This window comes from Streptomyces sp. DH12 (assembly GCF_020873895.1).
Classification (GTDB): Bacteria; Actinomycetota; Actinomycetes; order Streptomycetales; family Streptomycetaceae; genus Streptomyces.
Genome location: NZ_JAHWGT010000002.1, coordinates 1 through 21,525, shown reverse-complemented (window position 1 = coordinate 21,525; position 21,525 = coordinate 1). Strand labels below are relative to the sequence as shown.

Here is a 21,525-nt window from a genome sequence, read left to right as displayed (position 1 = left end):
CTCACTGGTCCGTTCCCTCCTCGTCGTCGCTGTCGGTCGGGTCGCCGTCGGCGCCCTTGACGGGCTCGTAGACGAGCACCGCGCGGTTGTCCGGGCGCAGCCGCTCGGCAGCCACCTCCCGGACCTCGTCCGCCGTGACGTCGAGGACGCGCCGGACGGCGGTGAGGGCGAGCTGCGGGTCACCGAAGAGGACGGCGAAGCGGCACAGTTCGTCCGCGCGGCCGGCGACCGTGCCGAGGCGGTCCAGCCACTCGCGCTCCAGCTGCGCCTGGGCCCGCTCCATCTCCTCGGCCGTGGGGCCCTCGGCGGCGAACCGGGCCAGCTCCTCGTCGACGGCCGTCTCGATCTCCGGCACCTCCACGCCGGCGGACGTCTTGACGTCCAGCCAGCCGAGCGAGGGCGCGCCGGCCAGCCGCAGCAGGCCGAAACCCGCGCCGACGGCGGTGCGGTCGCGGCGCACGAGCCGGTTGTGCAGCCGGGACGACTCGCCGCCGCCGAGGATGGTCAGCGCGAGGTCGGCGGCGTCGCACGCGCGGGTGCCGTCGTGCGGCAGGCGGTAGGCGGCCATCAGGGCGCGCGCCGGCACCTCCTCCTCGACGACCTGGCGCAGCTGCTCGCCGATGACGTCCGGCAGGGTGCCGTCGCGCGGGGCGGGCTTGCCGTCGTGGGAGGGGATGGAGCCGAAGTACTTCTCGACCCAGGCGAGCGTCTGCTCGGGGTCGATGTCGCCGACGACGGACAGCACGGCGTTGTTCGGCGCGTAGTAGGTGCGGAAGAAGGCGCGGGCGTCGTCGAGGGTGGCCGCGTCCAGGTCCGCCATGGAGCCGATCGGCGTGTGGTGGTAGGGGTGGCCCTCCGGGTAGGCGAGGGCCGTCAGGCGCTCGAAGGCGGTGCCGTACGGGACGTTGTCGTACCGCTGGCGGCGCTCGTTCTTGACGACGTCCCGCTGGTTCTCCATCGACTCGTCGTCCAGGGCGGCGAGCAGGGAGCCCATGCGGTCGGCCTCCAGCCAGAGAGCGAGCTCCAGCTGGTGGGCGGGCATGGTCTCGAAGTAGTTGGTCCGCTCGAAGCTGGTGGTGCCGTTGAGCGAGCCGCCGGCGCCCTGCACCAGCTCGAAGTGCCCGTTCCCCCGGACCTGCCGGGACCCCTGGAACATCAGGTGCTCGAAGAGGTGCGCCAGGCCGGTGCGGCCCTCGACCTCGTGGCGGGAGCCGACGTCGTACCAGAGGCAGACCGCGGCGACCGGGGTCAGGTGGTCCTCGGAGAGCACCACGCGCAGGCCGTTGGCCAGCCGGTGCTCGGTCGCTGTCAGGCCGCCGGAGCCGGCCTCGGCCGTGGCCGTGTGACCCATGGGCATGTACGTCCCTTCGATCGCGTCATGGAAAAGTCCTGCCACTGTATGCAAGCGCGCCACCGCCCGGCGAAGTTCCCGGCAAGCTGCGGGGTCCCTCTTCCGGGTCGCGGTCGGTCCTGTCAGTGGGACGGTCCACAATGGTCGGCGTCAGATCCACCTTGGTGAAGGAGCCGCAGCAGCGATGGCCCGCCGCAGCACGAAGACCGCGCCGCCCGACGACTTCGAGGAGCGCATCCTCGACATCGACGTCGTCGACGAGATGCAGGGCTCCTTCCTCGAGTACGCGTACTCGGTGATCTACTCCCGGGCCCTGCCGGACGCGCGGGACGGCATGAAGCCGGTGCACCGCCGGATCGTGTACCAGATGAACGAGATGGGCCTGCGGCCCGAGCGCGGCTTCGTCAAGTGCGCCCGCGTCGTCGGCGAGGTGATGGGCAAGCTCCACCCGCACGGCGACGCGTCGATCTACGACGCGCTGGTGCGCATGGCACAGCCCTTCTCGATGCGCCTGCCGCTCGTCGACGGCCACGGCAACTTCGGTTCCCTGGGCAACGACGACCCGCCGGCGGCCATGCGGTACACCGAGTGCCGGATGGCCGACGCGACGTCCCTGATGACGGAGTCGATCGAAGAGGACACCGTCGACTTCGTCCCGAACTACGACGGGCAGGAGCGCGAACCCATCGCGCTGCCCGCCGCGTTCCCCAACCTTCTGGTCAACGGCGCCTCCGGGATCGCCGTCGGCATGGCCACCAACATGCCCCCGCACAACCTGGGCGAGGTGATCGCCGCCGCCCGGCACCTGATCAAGCACCCCGGCGCCGACCTCGAGACGCTCATGCGCTTCGTGCCCGGCCCGGACCTGCCGACCGGCGGCCGGATCGTGGGCCTGTCGGGCATCCGGGACGCCTACGAGTCGGGCCGCGGCTCGTTCAAGATCCGCGCGACGGTGACCGTGGAGAACGTGACGGCGCGCCGCAAGGGCCTCGTCGTCACCGAGCTGCCGTTCGCCGTCGGCCCGGAGAAGGTCATCGCCAAGATCAAGGACCTGGTCGGGTCGAAGAAGCTCCAGGGCATCGCCGACGTCAAGGACCTCACCGACCGCGAGCACGGACTGCGGCTGGTCATCGAGGTGAAGAACGGCTTCGTTCCCGAGGCGGTGCTGGAGCAGCTGTACAAGCTCACGCCGATGGAGGAGTCCTTCGGCATCAACAACGTCGCCCTGGTCGACGGCCAGCCCGTCACGCTGGGCCTCAAGGAGCTGCTGGAGGTCTACCTGGACCACCGCTTCGAGGTGGTCCGGCGGCGCAGCGAGTTCCGGCGCGGCAAGAAGCGCGACCGGCTCCACCTGGTCGAGGGGCTGCTGGTGGCGCTCGTCGACATCGACGAGGTGATCCGGCTGATCCGGTCGAGCGACAACTCCGCGCAGGCCAAGGAGCGATTGATCGAGCGCTTCTCGCTGAGCGACGTCCAGACGCAGTACATCCTCGACACGCCGCTGCGCCGGCTCACCCGGTTCGACCGGCTGGAGCTGGAGGGCGAACGGGACCGGCTGCAGGGCGAGATCGAGCAGCTGACGCGCATCCTGGACTCGGACGCCGAGCTGCGCCGGCTGGTGTCGACGGAGCTGGCCACGGTGGCGAAGAAGTTCGGCACGGAGCGGCGCACGGTCCTGCTCCAGTCGGCGGGCTCCCCCGCCGCGGCCGTGCCGCTGGAGGTCGCCGACGACCCGTGCCGGGTGCTGCTGTCCTCGACGGGCCTGCTGGCGCGCACGGCGACGGCGGAGCCGCTGCCGGAGGGCGAGGGCAAGCGTACGAAGCACGACGTCATCGTGTCGGCCGTGCCGGCGACGCAGCGCGGCACGGTCGGCGCGGTGACGTCCGGCGGGCGGCTGCTGCGCGTCCCGGTGATCGACCTGCCGCAGCTTCCGGACACGGCGACGGCGCCCAACCTGTCGGGCGGCGCGCCCCTGTCGGAGTTCCTGACGCTCGAGAAGGACGAGACGGTCGTCTGCCTCACCACGCTGGACGAGTCCTCGCCCGGCCTCGCGCTGGGCACGCTCCAGGGCGTGGTGAAGCGGGTCGTCCCGGACTACCCGGCGAACAAGGACGAGCTGGAGGTCATCACCCTCAAGGAGGGCGACCGGATCGTCGGCGGCGCCGAGCTGCGGACCGGCGAGGAGGACCTGGTCTTCATCACGTCCGACGCACAGCTGCTGCGCTACCAGGCCGCCCAGGTGCGCCCGCAGGGCCGTCCCGCGGGCGGGGTGGCGGGGGTCAAGCTGTCGGCGGGCGCGCGGGTCCTCTCGTTCTCGGTGGTCGACCCGGCGGCGGACGCCGTGGTGTTCACGGTGGCGGGGGCGACGGGGCAGTTGGACGCCTCGGTCGGCACGTCGGCGAAGCTGACGCCGTTCGACCAGTACCCGCGCAAGGGGCGGGCGACCGGCGGCGTGCGCTGCCAGCGCTTCCTGAAGGGCGAGGACGTGCTCGTGCTGGCCTGGGCGGGCGCGGCTCCGGCCAAGGCGGCCCAGAAGAACGGGACGCCGGTCGAGCTGCCGGACGTCGACCCGCGCCGGGACGGCTCGGGCACGCCGCTGGTCAAGCCGGTGGCGGTACTGGCGGGGCCCGTCGCGTAGCGGGCGTGAGGGGCCGGGGCGCGCCGCCCGCCGGGCGGGTGGGCGCCCGCGGGCCCCGGCCGCCGTGCGTCAGGCGCCGTACGGGGGGTGCGGGCGGCCGTACGGGGAGGTACCGGGGGCGTCCGGGGCGGGGCCGGGGTCCGCGTAGGGGTCGAGGTCCTGGTCCGGGTCCGGATCCGCGTAGGGGTCCGGATCCGCGTAGGGGTCGAGGTCCGGATCCGGTTCCGCGTAGGGGTCGGGCTCCGCGTACGGGTCCGGGTCGGGGGCCGGGGTGGGGGCCTCCGGTACCGGGGCGCCGTCCGTGGCGGCGGTGGCACCGTCGGCTTCCTTCTCGGGTTCCGGCTCGGGCACGTACCGCAGCACCCCCCACAGGGCGTGCTCCTCCGGCGCGTCCTTCGGGCCCGCGACCCGGCAGGCGTCGAGGCCCCGCAGCAGGGCGGCCCCGTCCGTGCCGGCCCCGATCAGGACGAGCTGGGTCAGCCGCTCCCCCGGCGGCCAGGGCTGCGGGTAGAAGCGCAGGAAGCGGCCCACGGCGTGGACGGCGTACCGGTGGTCCGGGTCGGCGGCGCCGAAGTCGACGAACCCCTTGATCCGGTACAGCCCCTCCGGCCGCGAGTCCAGGAAGTCCATCAGCCGCCGCGGGTGCATCGGCTCCCCGGACGTGAACGACACCGTCTCGTAGGCGGCGTGCGGGTGCTCCCGGTGGTCGCGCTCGTACGCGTCGGCGTACAGGTCCTCGAAGGAGAGCTGCCGGACACCGCCGGGGCCCTCGTCCGGGCGGGCGGCGCGGTCGAAGAGCAGCTCCGGGTCGACCCGCCCGTACGCCGCGCCGATCACCGCGGCCCGGTCGGCGACGCCCGTCACGGCGTCCACGACGCGCCGCAGTCCGTCCTCCGGGACCCGGTCGGCCTTGTTCACGACGACGAGGTCGGCGAGCGCGAGGTGCCGGTCCGTCTCGGGGTGCCGGGCGCGCGTCGCGTCGAACTCGGCGGCGTCCACGACCTCGACGAGCCCGCCGTACACCACCCGGGCGTTCTCGCTCGCGAGGATCATCCGGACCAGCTCCTGCGGCTCGGCCAGGCCGCTGGCCTCGATGACGATGACGTCGAGCCCCATGCCGGGCCGGGTGAGCGTGTCCAGGTAGGTGTCGAGTTCGCTCGTGTCGACGGCGCAGCACAGGCAGCCGTTGCCGAGGGACACCGTGGAGCCGACCTGGCCGGCGACGGTCATGGCGTCGATCTCGATGGAACCGAAGTCGTTGACCATCACGCCGATCCGGGTGCCCCGGGCGCTGCGCAGGAGGTGGTTGAGCAGGGTGGTCTTGCCGGACCCGAGGAATCCCGCGAGGACGACGACGGGGATCTGCTGCGCGCTCAAGGGGCACCTTTCTCACTCGGCCGTGGAGGAACGGAGGGTTCCTCAGGATAGGCGGGCGCGTCGCCGGGGCGGCGGCGGCCGTTCCGTCCGGCGGCGGGGCCGTCTAGCGTGTTCCGCCATGTGCCCGGTCCTCTCACCCGCCCCGCCGACCCGCGGTCCCGCGCGCGTCCGGCCGCCCCTGCTGCCGTTCGGCCGTCCCCGCCGGGTGTTCTCGCAGGTGCTGCTGATCCAGGTGGCGGTGGCCGCCGGCGTGACGGTCCTGGTCACCGGGTTGTTCCTGGCGCCGCTGAGCAGCCAGCTCGACGACCAGGCGATGCGGCGGGCGCTGGCCGTCGCGCAGACCACGGCGTCGTCGCGGCTGGCCGGCGAGCTGCTGGCGTCGGCCCCCGCGCCTGACGGCCCGGTCCAGGCGGAGGCCGAGCGGATCCGGCGGGCGACGGGCTCGGAGTACGTGGTCGTCATGGACGTGCGCGGCGTCCGCTGGTCCCACCCGGACCCGGCCAGGGTCGGCCAGGTGGTGTCGACGGACCCCAGCGGCGTGCTGGCGGGCCGGGACGTCCTGGAGATCGACAGCGGCACGCTCGGGCGCTCCGCCCGCGGCAAGGCGCCGCTGCGCGACGGGGACGGGCGGATCGTCGGGGCGGTCTCGGTGGGCATCGGGTACGACAGCGTGCGGAACCGGTTCCTCGCGGCGATACCCCCGCTGCTCGCGTACGCGGGCGGGGCCCTGGCGGCGGGGGCGCTGGCCGCGTGGCTGATCGCCCGGCGGATCCAGCGGCAGACGCGGGACCTGGCGTTCTCCGACATCGCGGCGCTGCTGGCCGAGCGGGAGGCGATGCTGCACGGCATCCGCGAGGGGGTCGTCGCGCTGGACGGGGCCGACCGCATCCGGCTGGTCAACGACGAGGCGCAGCGGCTGCTGGAGCTCGGGCCCGAGGTGATCGGGCGGCCGTTGGAGGAGGTGCTCGGCGGCGGGCGTACCGCGGACGTGCTGGGCGGCCGGGTCACGGGCGGGGACCTGGTGGCGGTCCGGGGTCGGCGGGTGCTGGTGGCGAACCGCATGCCGACGCACGACGGCGGCGCGGTGGTGACCCTGCGGGACCGTACCGAGCTGGAGCGGCTGGGGCGCGAGCTGGACGCGACGCACGGGCTGATCGACGCGCTGCGGGCGCAGGACCACGAGCACGCCAACCGGTTGCACACCCTCCTGGGGCTGTTGCAGCTGGAGATGTACGACGACGCGGTGGAGTACCTGGTGGAGGTGGCGGGGGTGCGGCGGGCCACCGCCGAGCAGGTCACCGAGAAGGTGCACGACCCGCTGGTGGCGGCGCTGCTGGTGGGCAAGGCCACGGTGGCGGCCGAACGCGGCGTCGCGCTGCGGGTCTCCCCCGGGTCGCTGCTGCCCGACCGCCTGGTCGCGCCGGGCGAGGTGGTCACGGTGCTGGGCAACCTCGTGGACAACGCCGTGGACGCGGCGGCCGGTTCGCGGGACGCCGCGGTCGAGGTGGGGCTCGCGGCCCGGGGGCGCACGGCGGTGCTGCGGGTGTCCGACACCGGGCCGGGCGTCCCGGCTGACCACCGGGAGGCGGTGTTCACGGAGGGCTGGTCGACCAAGCGCGAGCCCTCCCACGGCGCCGGCCGCGGCCTGGGCCTCCCCCTCGTCCGCCGGCTCGCGGAGCGCCACGGGGGCGGCGTACGGGTGGGCGGGGCGGCGGGCGGTGGCGCGGAGTTCACGGTGACCCTGCCGGAGGCCCTCACGGAGGCCCTCGCGGAGGCCGCACCGGCCCCGGCGGGTCCCGAGGCGGGGACCGGGGCCGCCGGGCCCCGGGGCGGAGCGGGGCCCGGCGGCGAGGCCGCCGGGCCGGTGGGCGCACCGGCACCGAGCTCGGCGGCCGGGCCCGGCACCTGACCTGCCTGGGCTGCCTGGGCTGCCTGGGCTGCCTGGGCTGCCTGGGCTGCCTGGGCTGCCTGGGCTGCCTGGGCTGCCTGGGCTGCCTGGGCACCCTGCCCGTAGGGCCTGTCTTCAGGTTCAGGCCGGTCCCGGCGAGATCCGGCAAGACAGGCCCCAGGTTCCGCCGCCCGGTCAGCGCAGGGCCGCGAGGACCGCGTCGGCCATCGCCCGCTCCCCCGCGGCGTTCGGGTGGAACGGCGCGGCGGCGTTGGTGAAGAGCGGTTCCATCCACCGCGTCCCGGCCGGCTTGCAGGCGTCATGGCCGATGGACTTCGTGTACGTGTCGACGTACACCGCGCCCCGCTGGGCCGCCTGGGCGGCGATCATGGCGTTCAGCCGCTTGTGGGTGTCGCGCAGCCAGGGGGCGTCACCCTTGGCGATCGAGACGACGGACGGGCAGTTGGTCCCGTCGTCGGGCAGGATCGCGGGGTAGCCGGTCACCAGGATCCTCGCGTGCGGCGCGCGCTGGCGGACGCCGTCGATGGCCGCCGCGATCTTGGGGGCCGTGGCGTTGACGGTGGCGGCCAACTGGTCGGTGCCGGTCCAGGTGTAGCTGGCCTTGCACGGCGAACCGAAGGGGTTGAACAGGCCGAGGCTCACGCACCGCACGATGATGTCGGCGAAGCCCACGTCGTTGCCCCCGATGGTGAGGGTCACCACGTCCGTGTCCGCGCCGAGCGCGTCGAGTTGGGGCGGCGCGGAGCTGTTCTGGGCCGTCGTCAGGTGCACGGTGGTGGCCCCGCCGCAGGAGACGTCCCGGTGCGCGGCCGGGTTCAGCGCGGCGCGTACCAGGGAGGGGTAGTTGCGGTCGGAGCGCATGCAGGCGGAGTCGACCTGGTCGGGCACGCCGGCCGCCGAGGCGAACGAGTCGCCCAGCGCGACGTAGCGGCCGACGGACGTCTCGGCGGCCGAGGCCGGCCCGGCGCCGAGCGCGGCCGTGGCCAGGGCGGCCGCGGCGGTGGTGATGGCGGCGAGGACGGTACGGGCGCGGCGGCCCGGGGGGACGGAACGCATGGCGGTGCCTCTCGGGTGGGGGCGGAGGCGTCGCCCCCGGCGGGCGGGAGGCCGGGGAGCGGACGGGGATACGGCAGGCGGTCCCGTCCGGCCTGCCGGTGTCACGAGGCACTGCGCGCAGTTACTGGTGCGTACTACCGGTACGTAATATGTGGCGGGCGTGACGAGTCGTCAAGACATCCAGCACGCCTCCGTCTTCCCGACTCGCCCGCCACGCCGCGGCCACCGCGCCGACACCCTGGCCCGCGCCGCCCCTCGCCGCCCTCCGCCCTCGCCCGTCACACCCCTCCCCGCGCCCGTCCCCGTCGTTCGTCACCCGTCAGCCGGCGCCCGTCACGCCGCGCCCGCACCGGTCAGGGCGCGCACCTCCGTCTCGGCGTGCTTGGCCGGGTCCGGCGGCTCGGGCGAGGTGAGCGTGCCCAGCCACCCCGCCAGGAAGCCGAGCGGGATGGAGACCACCCCCGGGTTCTGGAGCGGGAAGAGGTGGAAGTCGACGCCAGGGAAGAGCGCACCGGGGCTCCCCGAGACCACCGGCGACAGCACCACGAGCACGACGGCCGGCACCAGCCCCCCGTACACGGACCACACCGCCCCGCGGGTGGTGAACCGGCGCCAGAACAGCGCGTACAGCAGGACGGGGAGGTTCGCCGAGGCGGCGACCGCGAAGGCGAGCCCGACGAGGAACGCCACGTTCAGCTCCTGGGCCAGCAGGCCGAGCCCGATGGCGGCCGCCCCGATCACCACGGCGGACACGCGGGCGACCGCGACCTCGCCGTACCGGCCGGCCGGACGGCCGTCCCGGCCGCGGGTGAACGAGGCGTACAGGTCGTGGGCGACCGACGTGGAGGAGGCGAGGGTGATGCCGGCGACCACCGCGAGGATCGTCGCGAACGCCACGGCCGCGACCACCGCGAAGAGGACGGCGCCGCCGATGGAGCCCGCTCCGCCGCCGAGGTCGAGCGCGAGCAGCGGGACGGCGGTGTTCCCGGCGGCGTTGGAGGCGCGCACGGAGTCCGTGCCGACGATCGCGGCGGCGCCGAACCCGAGGACGATGGTCATGAGGTAGAAGCCGCCGATGAGGCCGATGGACCAGACGACCGAGCTCCGCGCCGACCGAGCGGTGGGCACGGTGGAGAAGCGGGCGAGGATGTGGGGCAGGCCGGCCGTGCCGAGGACGAGGGCGATGCCGAGGCTGACGAAGTCGAGGCCGGCGGTCCAGCCCCCGCCGTAGGCGAGGCCGGGGGCGAGGAAGGCCGGGCCGTGCCCGCTGCGTTCGGCCGCGGTGGTCAGCAGCGCGCCGAAGTCGCCGCGGAAGCGCAGCAGGACGAGCACGGTGAGGGTGCCGGCGCCCGCCATCAGCAGCACGGCCTTGACGATTTGGATCCAGGTGGTGGCGCGCATGCCGCCCAGCGAGACGTGGACGACCATCAGCGCGCCCACCCCGACGACCGTCCAGCCGCGGGCGGCGTCGCCGGTACCGCCGAGGAGGAGGGCGACCAGAGTGCCCGCCCCGACCATCTGCGCCACGAGGTAGAGGAGGGAGACGGCGACGGACGAGAGGCCCACGGCGGTACGGACGCGGCGCTCGCCCATGCGGGCGGCGACGACGTCGGCGAGGGTGAACCGCCCGCAATTGCGCACCGCTTCGGCGACGAAGAGGAGGACGACGAGCCAGGCCACGAGGAAGCCCACCGAGTACAGCATCCCGTCGTACCCGTGGAGCGCGATCAGCCCGGAGATGCCGAGGAAGGACGCGGCGGACATGTAGTCGCCGGAGATGGCGAAACCGTTCTCCATGGGGGAGAAGAGCCGGCCGCCGGTGTAGAACTCCTCCGCGCCGCCGTGCCGGCGGCGGCTCGCCCAGGTGGTGATGGCGAGGGTGACCGCGACGAACGCGGCGAACAGCAGCAGGGCCAGGGTCTGGTGGTCACCGGTCACGGCGCGCCTCCCGGGTCATCTGCTGGGTGTCCCAGCGCAGTTCCAGCGCGGCGCGGTCCCGGTGCACCCGGGCGTGCCGGGTGTAGGCCCAGGTCAGCGCGAAGGTGGTGAGGAACTGGCCGAGGCCCGCGAGCATCGCCACGTTCACCGCGCCGATGACCGGGCGGGCCATCAGGCCGGGCGCGGCGGTCGCGGTGACGACGTAGCCGAGGTACCAGCCGAGGAAGACGAGGGCGGCCGGGCCGACGAACCGGCGGTAGCGGCCGCGCACCTCCTGGAAGGCGGGGCTGCGGTGGACCTCCAGGTAGACGTCGGCCGCGCGGTCCCGGGGCACGTCGGCGGCGGACGGTCCCGGTCGCTCCCCGGCGCCGCCCGCCGTGGCCGAGGCGCCCCGGGCGTCGGGCCCGGCGCCCGCCGGGTCCGCCGTGCCCGGGGCGCCCGCCCCGGGTGCCTCACGGCCCGGCTCGCCCCACCCGTACGCCAGCGCGTCGTACCAGGGGTCTTCGATGCGCGTCGCGGCGGCGTCGCGTCCTTCCCAGTTGTCCACCGGTAACTCTCCTTGTCAGCGAACCGTTTCGGCCGCGTGGCAAGCATGGGCAGAACGGGAAGTTCCCGGACTCTTCTCCCGGTCGTTTCACCCCATCAGGTGACGCCGGGGCGGGCCCGGTAACCAGCCCGGGCCGGGCCCGGTGTCACGCCGGGGCGGGCCCGGCTCCAGCCCTGGGCCGGACGCGTTGTCAGCCCGGGCCGGCCGGGGACGGCCCGATTCGGCCGGGAACGACAGGAGCCCACCGGCCGGAAGCGGTTCCGGCCGGTGGGCTCCTGACGTGTGCCGTCGCCGCGCAAGGTTCGCGGCGGTGCGGTCAGGCGTCGATGCGCGAGCGGTCCAGGGTCGCGGCGGAGCTGGTGATGAACTCCTTGCGGGGGGCGACGTCGTTGCCCATGAGCAGGTCGAAGACCTGCTCGGCCGCCTCCAGGTCCCCGATGTTGATACGGCGCAGGGTGCGGTGGCGGGGGTCCATCGTGGTCTCCGCCAGCTGGTCGGCGTCCATCTCGCCGAGGCCCTTGTAACGCTGGATGGAGTCCTTGTACCGGACGCCCTTGCGCTGGAACTCCAGCAGCGTCTGGCGCAGCTCACCGTCCGAGTACGTGTACACGTACTTGTCCTGGCCCTTCTTGGGCTGGACCAGCTCGATCCGGTGGAGCGGCGGCACCGCGGCGAAGACGCGGCCCGACTCCACCATGGGCCGCATGTACCGCTGGAACAGCGTGAGCAGCAGGCAGCGGATGTGCGCGCCGTCGACGTCGGCGTCCACGAGGAGGACGATCTTGCCGTAACGGGCGGCGTCGATGTCGAAGGTCCGGCCCGAGCCCGCTCCTATGACCTGGATGATCGCCCCGCACTCGGCGTTCTTCAGCATGTCCGACACGGAGGACTTCTGGACGTTGAGGATCTTGCCGCGGATGGGCAGCAGGGCCTGGAACTCGCTGTTGCGGGCGAGCTTGGCCGTACCGAGCGCGGAGTCCCCCTCGACGATGAACAGCTCGCTGCGCTCCACGTCGTCGCTGCGGCAGTCGGCGAGCTTGGCCGGCAGGGAGGAGGTCTCCAACGCGGTCTTCCGACGCTGGGCCTCCTTGTGCTGGCGGGCCGCGATGCGGGTGCGGGCGGCGGCGACGGCCTTCTCCAGGACGGCGCGGGCCTGCGCCTTCGCGTCGCGCTTGGTGGAGGTGAGGAAGGCCTTGAGCTCCTTGGCGACGACGTTGGCGACGATGCGGTTGGCCGCGGACGTGCCCAGGACCTCCTTCGTCTGCCCCTCGAACTGCGGCTCGGCGAGCCGGACCGTCACGACGGCGGTCAGGCCCTCCAGGGCGTCGTCCTTCACGATGTCGTCCTCGGCGACGCGCAGCAGCTTCGCGGCGCGCAGGACCTCGTTCACCGTCTTGGTCACGGCCCGCTCGAAGCCGGTGACGTGGGTGCCGCCCTTGGGGGTGGCGATGATGTTGACGAACGACCGGACGGTGCTGTCGTAGCCGGTGCCCCAGCGCAGGGCGACGTCGACGCCGAGCTCGCGGGTGACCTCGGTGGGCGTCATGTGGCCGCGCTCGTCGAGGACCGGGACGGTCTCCTTGAAGGTGCCCTGGCCGGTGAGGCGCAGGACGTCGGAGACGGGCTTGTCGGGGGCGAGGTACTCGCAGAACTCGCTGATGCCCCCGTCGAAGCGGAAGATCTCCTGGCTCTTCCCCACGCCGTCCAGGTCGCGGTCGTCGCGGACGACGATGGTCAGGCCAGGCACGAGGAAAGCGGTCTGGCGGGCCCGCTGGTGCAGGGTCTCCAGGGACAGCTTGGCGTCCTTGAGGAAGATCTGCCGGTCCGCCCAGTAGCGCACGCGCGTGCCCGTGCGCGTCTTGGGCACGCGCTTGGTCTTGCGCAGGCCGTTCCCCGGGTCGAAGGGGGCGTCGGGGCCGGACTCGGTGAAGATCCCGGGCACGCCGCGGCGGAAGCTGATCGCGTGGGTGGAGCCGCTGCGGTCGACCTCGACGTCGAGGCGGGCGGAGAGGGCGTTCACCACGGAGGCGCCCACGCCGTGCAGACCGCCGGACGCGGCGTACGAGCCGCCGCCGAACTTCCCGCCGGCGTGCAGCTTGGTCATGACGACCTCGACACCGGACAGGCCCGTCTTCGGCTCCACGTCCACGGGGATGCCGCGGCCGTTGTCCCGGACCTCCACCGAGCCGTCCTCGTGGAGGATCACCTCGATGTTGTCGCAGTACCCGCCGAGGGCCTCGTCGACGGAGTTGTCGATGATCTCCCAGATGCAGTGCATCAAGCCACGGCTGTCGGTGGACCCGATGTACATGCCGGGACGCTTGCGGACCGCTTCGAGCCCCTCGAGGACGAGCAGGTGCCGCGCGGTGTAGTTGGAACCGTCACGGTCTGCGGTCAGCAGCGCACTGGACGGAACGGACGTCTCGGCGGTCACGCGGTTCGCTCCTCGCTGAATTTGGGATCTTGCCCACGGGGGTAGGGCGGTCGGCGTCTGTGCCGGTCCGAGCGTACAGAGCCCTGGTAGAGCGGTTGTCACGCCACCCACGTGAACTGTCATGCTAGTCCAGGCTCGCATGGGTGTTCGATCCCTCGTCCGGGTGACGTGGACATCACGTTCCCTTCCAGGCATGAACCATTTAGGCTCCGGGCACGTCCTCCTGAACAACCGGCAACCCAGCCGGGGGGACATACCAGACAAGCAACGCGAAACCCGTAACGCACAGCGACACCGCAATACGGCTCATTCGCCGCCAACCGGCAGCAGACAGCCACCTTGAAAAACTTTCGAGGAAAAGCCGCGAGCGGGAACGTTTTCGGCCTGGTTGGATGTTGACCCTGGTACGACAGCTCGTCGAGCTAGAGAAGAGGCGACGTGACTACTGTTCTGACCCCCGCGAGCCCGCTGACGGCCGCCGACCGCTGTGACCGCTGCGGCGCCCAGGCATACCTGCGCGTCGTGCTGACCAGCGGTGGCGAACTGCTCTTCTGCGCCCACCACGGGCGCAAGTTCGAGCCGGAACTGAAGAAGATCGCCGCGGAGATACAGGATGAGACGGACCGGCTCACCACCGTGCCGGCCGGAGCACCCGACGAGGACCGCTGACACGCGCATCCACGACGAGCCAGACCGGTCCAGGACCGGCCATCGGGCGGCCGCCCCCGTCACCGCGGGGTAGGCCGCCCGCGGCTTTTCCGGCCCGCGCCGGAGCGTCCCGGACCACCGGTGACGCGGGGCGGCACCCTGAGTGACGGCGGGGTGCCGCCCCGCTCCGTTCGCCAGGGCGTCCCGTCGGTGTGCGCCCGCCGAGCGGACACCGACGGCCACGCCCGGACTTGCCCCTTCCGCCGCCTCCACCGCCCCCTGAGGGCGGCGGGAGGGGACCTGGGTACCCCTTTTGCCGCCGGGCAGGCGGGGCCGGCGCACGGGGGGCTGCGGGGCACACACGCGCGCACGCGCCGTCGTACGGAGGGCCGGACGGGCCCCCGCCGAGGCGAGCCCGAGCCGCTGGATCGTCCCGGGCTCACCTCTCGCCCCCGTCGGCGCGGGGAGGAGTCCTGCTCCTCACACGACGGTGTGTCCCGACCCGACCGCGCGTCGGCGCACGGCGGCGGTCACGGCGAGGGCACGAGCATCGAGGCGCGGGTGTAGACGCCCGGGCTGTCCGCGCGGCCGCAGCCGCTGCCCCACGACACCAGGCCGATCAGGCGCCCCCGCGCCACCAGCGGGCCCCCGCTGTCGCCCTGGCAGGCGTCGCGGCCGCCCTGGTCCGTCCCGGCGCAGAGCATCGTGTCGGCGCGGTACCGCACGGGCCCCTTCCCCGCCGGGTAGGCGCGGGCACAGGACTCGTCCGGCAGGACGGACACGTCGGCGGCGTGGAGCCGGGACGCGTACGCGCCCTGCCCCGTGGTGTCGCCCCAGCCGTAGACGGTCGCCGCCGTACCCGGGCGGTACGCGGGGTCGCCGCCCGGCGCGATGGGGATGGCGTACCCGTCCGGCAGCCGCTGGGCCAGGGTGAGGACGGCGACGTCCCCGGAGTTCGAGTCCGGGTCGTAGGCCGGGTTGACCCAGACGCCGCTCACCGGGACCTCGTGTCCGCCCGACCCCAGCAGCGAGGAGCGGCCCGCGATGACCTTGAGGTCCTTGAGCCGGCTCGGCGCCACCCCGAGCACGTCCTCCCGGAGGCAGTGCGCGGCCGTCGCGACCTTCGCCGGGGCGATGACCACGCCACCGCAGAACTGCCCGGCCCGCGTACGGCCGAACCGGTCACGGCTGGACAGCGCGACCACCCACGGCGCGTCCGCGACCTGGGCCGTGTGCCCGCCGACGACGCCGCCGTCCGCGACGGCCGGGGCGGGCGCCACGAGTGCGGCCGCGGCCGCCGCCGCGGCCAGGACCACGACCGCCGCCCGCCTGCTGCTGATGGGATGACGCGTTCCGCGCATTCGGCCTCCTGACCCAGGGTTGCATGTCACCCACTCAGCGTCAGACACCGACGGGTCGGCCGCACCCCCGCAACGCCGGAGGGCCCGGTTCCTTTTCCGGAACCGGGCCCTCCGCGCGTGGTGCGGGACGTGCCCGCGGATCACTCAGTCGAGGTAGTCCCGGAGGACCTGCGAGCGGGACGGGTGGCGCAGCTTCGACATGGTCTTGGACTCGATCTGGCGGATCCGCTCACGGGTCACGCCGTAGACCTTGCCGATCTCGTCGAGCGTCTTCGGCTGGCCGTCCGTGAGACCGAAGCGCATGGAGACGACACCCGCCTCACGCTCGGAGAGCGTGTCCAGCACCGAGTGCAGCTGCTCCTGCAGGAGGGTGAAGCTCACCGCGTCGGCCGGCACGACCGCCTCGGAGTCCTCGATCAGGTCACCGAACTCGCTGTCGCCGTCCTCGCCGAGCGGGGTGTGCAGCGAGATCGGCTCACGGCCGTACTTCTGGACCTCGATGACCTTCTCGGGGGTCATGTCGAGCTCCTTGGCCAGCTCCTCCGGGGTGGGCTCGCGGCCCAGGTCCTGGAGCATCTGGCGCTGGACGCGCGCGAGCTTGTTGATGACCTCGACCATGTGCACCGGGATGCGGATGGTGCGGGCCTGGTCGGCCATGGCGCGGGTGATCGCCTGGCGGATCCACCACGTGGCGTACGTGGAGAACTTGTAGCCCTTGGTGTAGTCGAACTTCTCGACGGCGCGGATCAGACCGAGGTTGCCCTCCTGGATCAGGTCCAGGAAGAGCATGCCGCGGCCCGTGTAGCGCTTGGCGAGGGAGACGACCAGGCGGAGGTTGGCCTCCAGCAGGTGGTTCTTGGCCCGGCGGCCGTCCTCGGCGATGATCTCCAGCTCGCGCTTGAGCTTCGGCGCCAGCTTGTCGGCGTTCGCCAGCTTGTCCTCGGCGAAGAGACCGGCCTCGATGCGCTTGGCGAGCTCGACCTCCTGCTCGGCGTTGAGCAGGGGGACCTTGCCGATCTGCTTGAGGTAGTCCTTGACCGGGTCGGCGGTGGCACCGGCGACGGCGACCTGCTGCGCGGGCGCGTCGTCCTCGTCCTCGTCGGAGAGGACGAAGCCCTTGGCCTCGCCTTCGGGCTCCTCTTCCTCGCCCTTGACGGGCTGGACGTCCTCGATCAGCTCCTCGCCCTCGAGGACCTCGTCGGCGTCCTTCTTGCCCGCGGTCTTCTTCGCCGTCGTCTTCTTGGCCGTCGTCTTCTTCACGGCCGTCGCCTTCTTGGCGGCGGTCTTCTTCGCGGCGGCCTTCTTCGCCGGCGTACCGGCCTCGGCGCCCGGGGCGTCCTCGCTCGGGGCCGCCGGCGCCGCCGGGGCGGACGCGGTCGTCCTGGCCGCGGTCGTCCTGGCGGTGACGGTCTTGGTGGCGGTGCGCTTCGCCGGGCTCTTCGCTGCGACGCTCTTGCGGGCGCGCTTCGGCGACTCCGCTGCACTGACCATCAGCGTCACACCCTCTTCCTCGAGGATCTGATTGAGGCTGCGCAGAACATTCTTCCACTGGGTTGGCGGAATCTGGTCAGCCTCGAAGGCCCGACGCACGTCATCGCCCGCGATCTGCCCATCAGCCTTTCCCCGCTCGATGAGCGCCATCACAGACTCGGACTCGGCGATCTCCGGCGGGAGCGTACGGGATGTGCTGGCCGACACGAACAACCTCTCGGAACGATGGAAACGGCTTCCGGCCCCGCTCATGATCGAGCCGGAGCCGACGACCGCCGGCGGGGAATGAGCCGACGACGCGGGCTGAACCTCGGAGGTGGACAGCGCCGTGAACGGCGGCTGTATTCCCTCCTCGGCTGTCACCTCTTAGGTCATCGCCGTGCTTCGAGGAGCGTTACGCCCAATCCACGTGGCCCGAGTCACACCACGTAACGGCGCACACGGGGCGTACGGGGGCAACACCCCGCAAGCCCGTCACCGGGCCGTGCCGCCGGACCCGGGTGGTCCGGTCCCCTCGGGTACCCCGTGGAACCGGTGACACGCCTCCGAGCGACGATTCCCTGCACCGCATGAGACGAGGCCTGCGGCGTACGAGATGAGGCCTTCGCCGTGCGACAGCAGGCTTGTGCCGTGTGGCGGCGGAGCCGGGCCGTGTGGCGGCGGGGTCGGGCCGTGTGACGGCGCACCTGTGTCGCGTGATGGCGCGGCGTGCCGTGTGGACACCGTGCGCGCCGCTCCCCGCGCCCACGGTCCGCGCTCAGTGCTCGCGGGGGGCGGGGACGACCCGCTCCACGTCGGGCTGGACGGTGAGGAGCTGGCGCATGGCCGCCTCGGCGGCCGGGCCGTCCCCGGCGGCGAGCGCCTCGACGATGCGGGCGTGGTGGGAGATGCAGGACTCGCCGGGGCGGTCGCAGCTGATCGTGGGGGCGCCGGACACCTGGAGGGCGGCGGAGACGATCCCGGAGAGGTGCTCCAGCATGCGGTTGCCCGCGAGCTGGATGAGGAGGGAGTGGAACTCGGCGTCGGCACGCGAGAACGTGATCGCGTCGCCCTGCGCGAAGGCGTGGCCCATGATCTCCACCATGTCCGCGAGGCGCTGCTGGAGGTCCTCGCGGCCGTGGCCCGCGGAGAGCCTGGCGGCCAGCGGCTCGATGGTCCAGCGCAGCTCGGCCAGCTCCCGGCGCTGGTCGTCGCGCTGCGGCCCGAAAGCCCGCCACTCGATGATGTCGGGGTCGAGGAGGTTCCAGTCACTGACCGGGCGGACGCGGGTGCCGACGTTCGGCCGGGCGCTGACGAGGCCCTTCGCCTCCAGGACGCGGAGCGACTCGCGGACCACGGTGCGGGAGACCTCGAACCGCTGGCCGATCTCCTCGGGGACGAGCGGGCGGTCGGCACCGAGGTCGCCGGAGACGATCATCTGACCGAGCTGCTGGACGAGTTGCCCGTGGAGTCCGCGACCGCGGTTGCCCGCCGACCGGCGGCCCAATCGGCCCAACTCCGAATCGGAGGCGTCCCAGGACGGTGCGCCGACGCGGTCGGCGGCCGGCGCCTCCGCGTAGGGGTAGCGGTCGAGACCGCCCGGGGCGGCGAGGGGGGCCTCGGCGTGGCGGGCGGCGGTCATCATGGTGTGCGCAAGGGTACTCACGCATCCTTTGTCGGCGCCGCTCCCGGCCCCCTTGAGGTCTTTGGTGAAAAGCACACGAAAGGGTGATCGGCGCCTGCGCTGCAATTGACGCGTAATCGGAAGGAAGCGGGCAAATTCCAAGGGCGCCCGAGCGTTTGACGTTCAACGATCACTTCTCGCACGGAAACTGATCACCACCGAGCAGTACGACGCACCCCCGCGAACAGGAACGCGCACAGCAGCGCCGTGAGGGACAAGGCCAGCGCAGCGCCCACCGGTTGGGCCATGACCCGCAGGGCAGCGTCCAGCCAACGGTCGCCCTCCGCGGGCCAGCGGGGCCAGGCCGTTTCCCGCAGCCGGGCCGGGAGTCCGGCGACGCTGCGGACCGCGGGCCCGAGGAGGGCGCCCTCGACGGCCGGCGCGATCACCACGGGTACGGCGAGGACGGCCGCGAGCCCCGCCGCGGCGGCGCGAAACACCCCGGCCGCCAGCAACCCCGCCCAACCACAGCCGACGACCAGCGCTAACCAACTCGCGCAGAGCGACGGCCAGTCGCCCGGGACGGGGATCAACGTGCCGCCGTAGACGAGCCGCAGCGCCTCCAGGTCCACGACGGCGACCACCACGGCCAGCAGCAGGGCGGTGGCGGCCGTGACGACGAGCTTGGCCACCAGGAGGCCGACGCGGCGCGGCGCGGCCCCCAGGACGGCGGGGAGCGCCGGGTAGCGGTACTCGTCGCCGAAGGAGAACGCGCCGATGAGCCCGGCGCCCAGGGCCGCGGGCGGGAGGGGCAGCAGATCCGGCCAGGCGGCGACGGCGACGGGCACCGGCGTGCGGCCGAACCGTCCCATCAGCACGGCGAGGACGACGGAGGCGAGGACGGCGGCGCCGAGGGCGATCGGCGTGGACGGCACACCGGTGAGGCGGCGCAGCTCGTAGCGGAGCGGCCGCAGCGGCCCGCGCCGGGCCCCGCGCGAGCGCTCGCGCCTGCGACGGCGCCTCGCGGCGGCGCGTGGGGCGGGGTGGCGCGGGGTGGCGCGGGCGGGAGGCGGGATGGCGGCGGGGGCGGGGGTGCCGTGTCCGGTGGCGCGGCCGGCGGGGGTGGGGGTGCCCTGTCCGGTGGGGGCGGAGGTGCCCTGTCCGGTGGGGGTGGCGCGGCCGGTGGGGGCCGCCGGGGTGTCGTCCGCGCGTGACGGCGAGGGGGCCGGGGCGTACGGGGGCGCGGGGGTCGGGGCGGCGGCCGTGGCGGTAGCGGTGGGGGTGGCGTACGGGAATGCGGGGGCGGTGGCGTACGGGGGCGTGGGTGAGGGGCCGGTCTCGTCGGCGAGGCGGTGGAGGAGGATGCCGTGGCGGTAGGCGGTCTCACCGACCTGGGCGCAGTCGCTGCCGTACACGTACAGCCCGTTGCCGCGCTCGTGGACGACCTCGACGGAGCGGTGTTCGGCGCGGGCCTCGCGGGTGAGCTGGGCGGCGAGGCGGGCGGCGTGCGGGGTGCGGACGGCGACGCGGGGGCGCAGCCGCGTACGGGCGAAGGTGGCGGCGTCCTGGTCGCCCACGAGCCGGCCGGCGGCCATCGCCACCACGTGGTCCGCGGTCCGGGCGGCCGCCCGGCTGTCGGAGGTGGTGTAGAGGACGGTGCCGCCGTGGCGGGCGTGGGTCCGCAGGAGGCCGTGCAGCCAGTTCGCCTCGCGTGCCGAGAGACCCGCCGTCGGCTCGTCCAGCACGAGTGTGTGGGGGTCTCCCAACAGGGCCACCGCCATGCCCAGTCGGCGGTCCATGCCGCGGGAGAGAGCACCGAGGCGCTGGTCGCCGAGACCCTCGAGGCCGACGGCGTCGATGAGGTCGTCGGCGCGGGAGACCGGGACACCCGCCACCGCGCACACCATCCTGAGCTGGCCGCGGACCGTGCGCGCCGGGTGCCCGGGCACGTCCCCGAGGAGGACACCGACCTCACGCAGCGGGTGGGTGACGCGGTGCAGGGGCCGACCGCGGAAGTAGGCGATTCCCTGGCCGCGTTCGAGTCCGAGCATCAGGCGCAGGGCCGTGGTCTTGCCCGCTCCGGGCGGCCCGAGGAGGGCGGTGACCTCTCCGGGCCGTGCCTCGAAGGTGAGGTCGTCCACGGCGGGCGGGCGGTTCCTGCGGTGCGTGCTGGTGAGTCCGATTGCCTGGAGCATCGTTTCTCTCGCGGTAGGTGAGACCGCTCGGCGGCAGGGCGGGTACCGCAGCACAATAACCCGGCATTTCGGACTTTCACCGCACATTGGGCGGTTGCGGGGCGCCGGTTCACCCGGCACCCCGCGCGGCGCATCAGACCTCGGGGCGGAGCATCGGCGGGTTGAGGAGGGTCGCACCGCCGGCGCGGAAGAGCTGCGCGGGACGCCCGCCCTGGCGGGTGGTCGTACCGCCCGCCGGAACCAGGAAGCCGGGCGTACCGGTCACCTTGCGGTGGAAGTTGCGCGGATCCAGGGCCACGCCCCACACCGCCTCGTACACGCGTCTCAACTCTCCGACGGTGAACTCGGGCGGGCAGAAAGCCGTGGCGAGCGAGGAGTACTCGATCTTCGACCGGGCGCGCTCGACGCCGTCGGCCAGGATGCGGCCGTGGTCGAAGGCGAGCGGGACGGGCGGCTCATCGCCGCGGTCGAGGCCCGCTCCGAAGCTGAGCAGTTCCTCCACGGGCGCCCAGCGGACGCTGTTGGCGTCGCCGCCCGGCCGGGGCGCGGGCAGGTCGGGCGCGAGGGCGAGGTGGGCGACGCTGACCACGCGCATACGCGGGTCGCGCTCGGGGTCCCCGTACGTCGCCAACTGCTCCAGGTGCGCGCCGGCGCCCGGGACGGGTGCCGGGTCGCCCGGGTCGTGGACGCAGAGCCCGGTCTCCTCGGCGAGTTCGCGCGCCGCGGCGGCGCCCAGGTCCTCGTCGGGCCGGACGAACCCCCCGGGCAGCGCCCAGCGGCCCTGGAACGGCGGCTCCCCCCGCCGGACGACCAGAGCGCACAGCGCGTGCCGGCGCACGGTGAGGACGACCAGGTCGACGGTCACGGCGAAGGGCGGGAAGGCCGAGGGGTCGTAGGGGGGCATGCCGCGATCATAGTCGTCTTCCTGACGATAAACACGTCCGTCGGAGTGCCTTCCCGGGGGGCCTCCCCCCGCC

15 protein-coding genes are annotated in these 21,525 nt (G+C 73.5%); 4 read left to right on the top strand and 11 right to left on the bottom strand.

Annotated features, from left to right (window positions below; translation table 11 throughout):
* Nucleotide 1 precedes the first annotated feature (1 nt).
* Complete coding sequence (locus tag LPA54_RS01825; protein ID WP_228973520.1) at nucleotides 2–1,351, bottom strand: pitrilysin family protein; 1,350 nt, start codon at nucleotides 1,349–1,351, stop codon at nucleotides 2–4.
* Nucleotides 1,352–1,535: 184 nt separating this feature from the next.
* Between LPA54_RS01825 and LPA54_RS01820 the strand changes: the two genes are divergently transcribed.
* On the top strand, nucleotides 1,536–3,989 hold the full coding sequence (locus LPA54_RS01820) for a DNA topoisomerase (ATP-hydrolyzing) subunit A (RefSeq protein ID WP_228973281.1): 2,454 nt from the start codon (nucleotides 1,536–1,538) through the stop codon (nucleotides 3,987–3,989).
* A 69-nt stretch (nucleotides 3,990–4,058) separates the two neighbouring features.
* Here the strand turns inward: LPA54_RS01820 and LPA54_RS01815 are convergent, their stop codons facing one another.
* Nucleotides 4,059–5,366 carry a GTP-binding protein gene (locus LPA54_RS01815; protein ID WP_228973280.1) on the bottom strand — a complete coding sequence of 436 codons (1,308 nt, stop codon included), beginning with the start codon at nucleotides 5,364–5,366 and terminating at the stop codon, nucleotides 4,059–4,061.
* A gap of 118 nt (nucleotides 5,367–5,484) precedes the next feature.
* Here LPA54_RS01815 and LPA54_RS01810 point away from each other — a divergent pair, with 118 nt between their 5' ends.
* Nucleotides 5,485–7,275 carry a sensor histidine kinase gene (locus LPA54_RS01810; protein ID WP_228973279.1) on the top strand — a complete coding sequence of 597 codons (1,791 nt, stop codon included), beginning with the start codon at nucleotides 5,485–5,487 and terminating at the stop codon, nucleotides 7,273–7,275.
* A gap of 174 nt (nucleotides 7,276–7,449) precedes the next feature.
* On the opposite strand, the gene LPA54_RS01805 is transcribed toward LPA54_RS01810, so the two are convergent.
* The 4 genes from LPA54_RS01805 to LPA54_RS01790 all read right to left on the bottom strand — a co-directional run bounded on the left by LPA54_RS01805 (nucleotide 7,450) and on the right by LPA54_RS01790 (nucleotide 13,250).
* Complete coding sequence (locus tag LPA54_RS01805; RefSeq protein WP_228973278.1) at nucleotides 7,450–8,331, bottom strand: SGNH/GDSL hydrolase family protein; 882 nt, start codon at nucleotides 8,329–8,331, stop codon at nucleotides 7,450–7,452.
* A 333-nt stretch (nucleotides 8,332–8,664) separates the two neighbouring features.
* On the bottom strand, nucleotides 8,665–10,269 hold the full coding sequence (locus LPA54_RS01800; RefSeq protein WP_228973277.1) for a cation acetate symporter: 1,605 nt from the start codon (nucleotides 10,267–10,269) through the stop codon (nucleotides 8,665–8,667).
* Nucleotides 10,259–10,816 carry a DUF485 domain-containing protein gene (locus LPA54_RS01795; protein ID WP_228973276.1) on the bottom strand — a complete coding sequence of 186 codons (558 nt, stop codon included), beginning with the start codon at nucleotides 10,814–10,816 and terminating at the stop codon, nucleotides 10,259–10,261. The genes LPA54_RS01800 and LPA54_RS01795 overlap by 11 nt, the downstream gene beginning before the upstream one ends.
* 316 nt (nucleotides 10,817–11,132) lie before the next feature.
* Nucleotides 11,133–13,250: a type IIA DNA topoisomerase subunit B gene (locus tag LPA54_RS01790; RefSeq protein WP_228973275.1), complete on the bottom strand. Its 2,118-nt coding sequence runs from the start codon at nucleotides 13,248–13,250 to the stop codon at nucleotides 11,133–11,135.
* Nucleotides 13,251–13,688: 438 nt separating this feature from the next.
* Between LPA54_RS01790 and LPA54_RS01785 the strand changes: the two genes are divergently transcribed.
* Nucleotides 13,689–13,919: a hypothetical protein gene (locus LPA54_RS01785; protein WP_228973274.1), complete on the top strand. Its 231-nt coding sequence runs from the start codon at nucleotides 13,689–13,691 to the stop codon at nucleotides 13,917–13,919.
* 509 nt (nucleotides 13,920–14,428) lie between these two features.
* On the opposite strand, the gene LPA54_RS01780 is transcribed toward LPA54_RS01785, so the two are convergent.
* Both LPA54_RS01780 and LPA54_RS01775 read right to left on the bottom strand, forming a co-directional pair.
* A complete protein-coding gene (locus LPA54_RS01780; protein WP_228973273.1) occupies nucleotides 14,429–15,259 on the bottom strand; it encodes a serine protease in 831 nt (276 codons plus the stop codon).
* Between the two features lie 144 nt (nucleotides 15,260–15,403).
* Entirely contained in the window at nucleotides 15,404–16,957 is a 1,554-nt protein-coding gene (locus LPA54_RS01775) for an RNA polymerase sigma factor (RefSeq protein WP_228973272.1), read from the bottom strand.
* On the opposite strand from LPA54_RS01775, the gene LPA54_RS01770 reads away from it, so the two are divergent.
* Nucleotides 16,890–17,039, top strand: a complete 150-nt coding sequence (locus LPA54_RS01770) for a hypothetical protein (RefSeq protein WP_162494746.1) — start codon at nucleotides 16,890–16,892, stop codon at nucleotides 17,037–17,039. The genes LPA54_RS01775 and LPA54_RS01770 overlap by 68 nt on opposite strands.
* A 468-nt stretch (nucleotides 17,040–17,507) precedes the next feature.
* Here LPA54_RS01770 and LPA54_RS01765 read toward each other — a convergent pair whose 3' ends face one another.
* The 3 genes from LPA54_RS01765 to LPA54_RS01755 form a co-directional block, all read right to left on the bottom strand.
* The gene (locus tag LPA54_RS01765; RefSeq protein WP_308112786.1) at nucleotides 17,508–18,449 is read right to left on the bottom strand and encodes a FadR/GntR family transcriptional regulator; all 942 of its coding nucleotides are present in this window, start codon (nucleotides 18,447–18,449) and stop codon (nucleotides 17,508–17,510) included.
* Between the two features lie 116 nt (nucleotides 18,450–18,565).
* Complete coding sequence (locus tag LPA54_RS01760) at nucleotides 18,566–20,548, bottom strand: ABC transporter ATP-binding protein (RefSeq protein ID WP_228973270.1); 1,983 nt, start codon at nucleotides 20,546–20,548, stop codon at nucleotides 18,566–18,568.
* Nucleotides 20,549–20,681: 133 nt separating this feature from the next.
* Nucleotides 20,682–21,452 carry an NUDIX domain-containing protein gene (locus LPA54_RS01755; protein ID WP_228973269.1) on the bottom strand — a complete coding sequence of 257 codons (771 nt, stop codon included), beginning with the start codon at nucleotides 21,450–21,452 and terminating at the stop codon, nucleotides 20,682–20,684.
* Nucleotides 21,453–21,525 lie beyond the last annotated feature (73 nt).

What these genes read in the sequence shown, in the direction of transcription:
- LPA54_RS01825 (WP_228973520.1), bottom strand. Translation starts at nt 1,351, where the DNA reads ATGGGTCACACGGCCACGGCCGAGGCCGGCTCCGGCGGCCTGACAGCG.
- LPA54_RS01820 (WP_228973281.1), top strand. Translation starts at nt 1,536, where the DNA reads ATGGCCCGCCGCAGCACGAAGACCGCGCCGCCCGACGACTTCGAGGAG.
- LPA54_RS01810 (WP_228973279.1), top strand. Translation starts at nt 5,485, where the DNA reads ATGTGCCCGGTCCTCTCACCCGCCCCGCCGACCCGCGGTCCCGCGCGC.
- LPA54_RS01805 (WP_228973278.1), bottom strand. Translation starts at nt 8,331, where the DNA reads ATGCGTTCCGTCCCCCCGGGCCGCCGCGCCCGTACCGTCCTCGCCGCC.
- LPA54_RS01780 (WP_228973273.1), bottom strand. Translation starts at nt 15,259, where the DNA reads ATGCGCGGAACGCGTCATCCCATCAGCAGCAGGCGGGCGGCGGTCGTG.
- LPA54_RS01770 (WP_162494746.1), top strand. Translation starts at nt 16,890, where the DNA reads ATGAGCGCCATCACAGACTCGGACTCGGCGATCTCCGGCGGGAGCGTA.
- LPA54_RS01760 (WP_228973270.1), bottom strand. Translation starts at nt 20,548, where the DNA reads ATGCTCCAGGCAATCGGACTCACCAGCACGCACCGCAGGAACCGCCCG.
- LPA54_RS01755 (WP_228973269.1), bottom strand. Translation starts at nt 21,452, where the DNA reads ATGCCCCCCTACGACCCCTCGGCCTTCCCGCCCTTCGCCGTGACCGTC.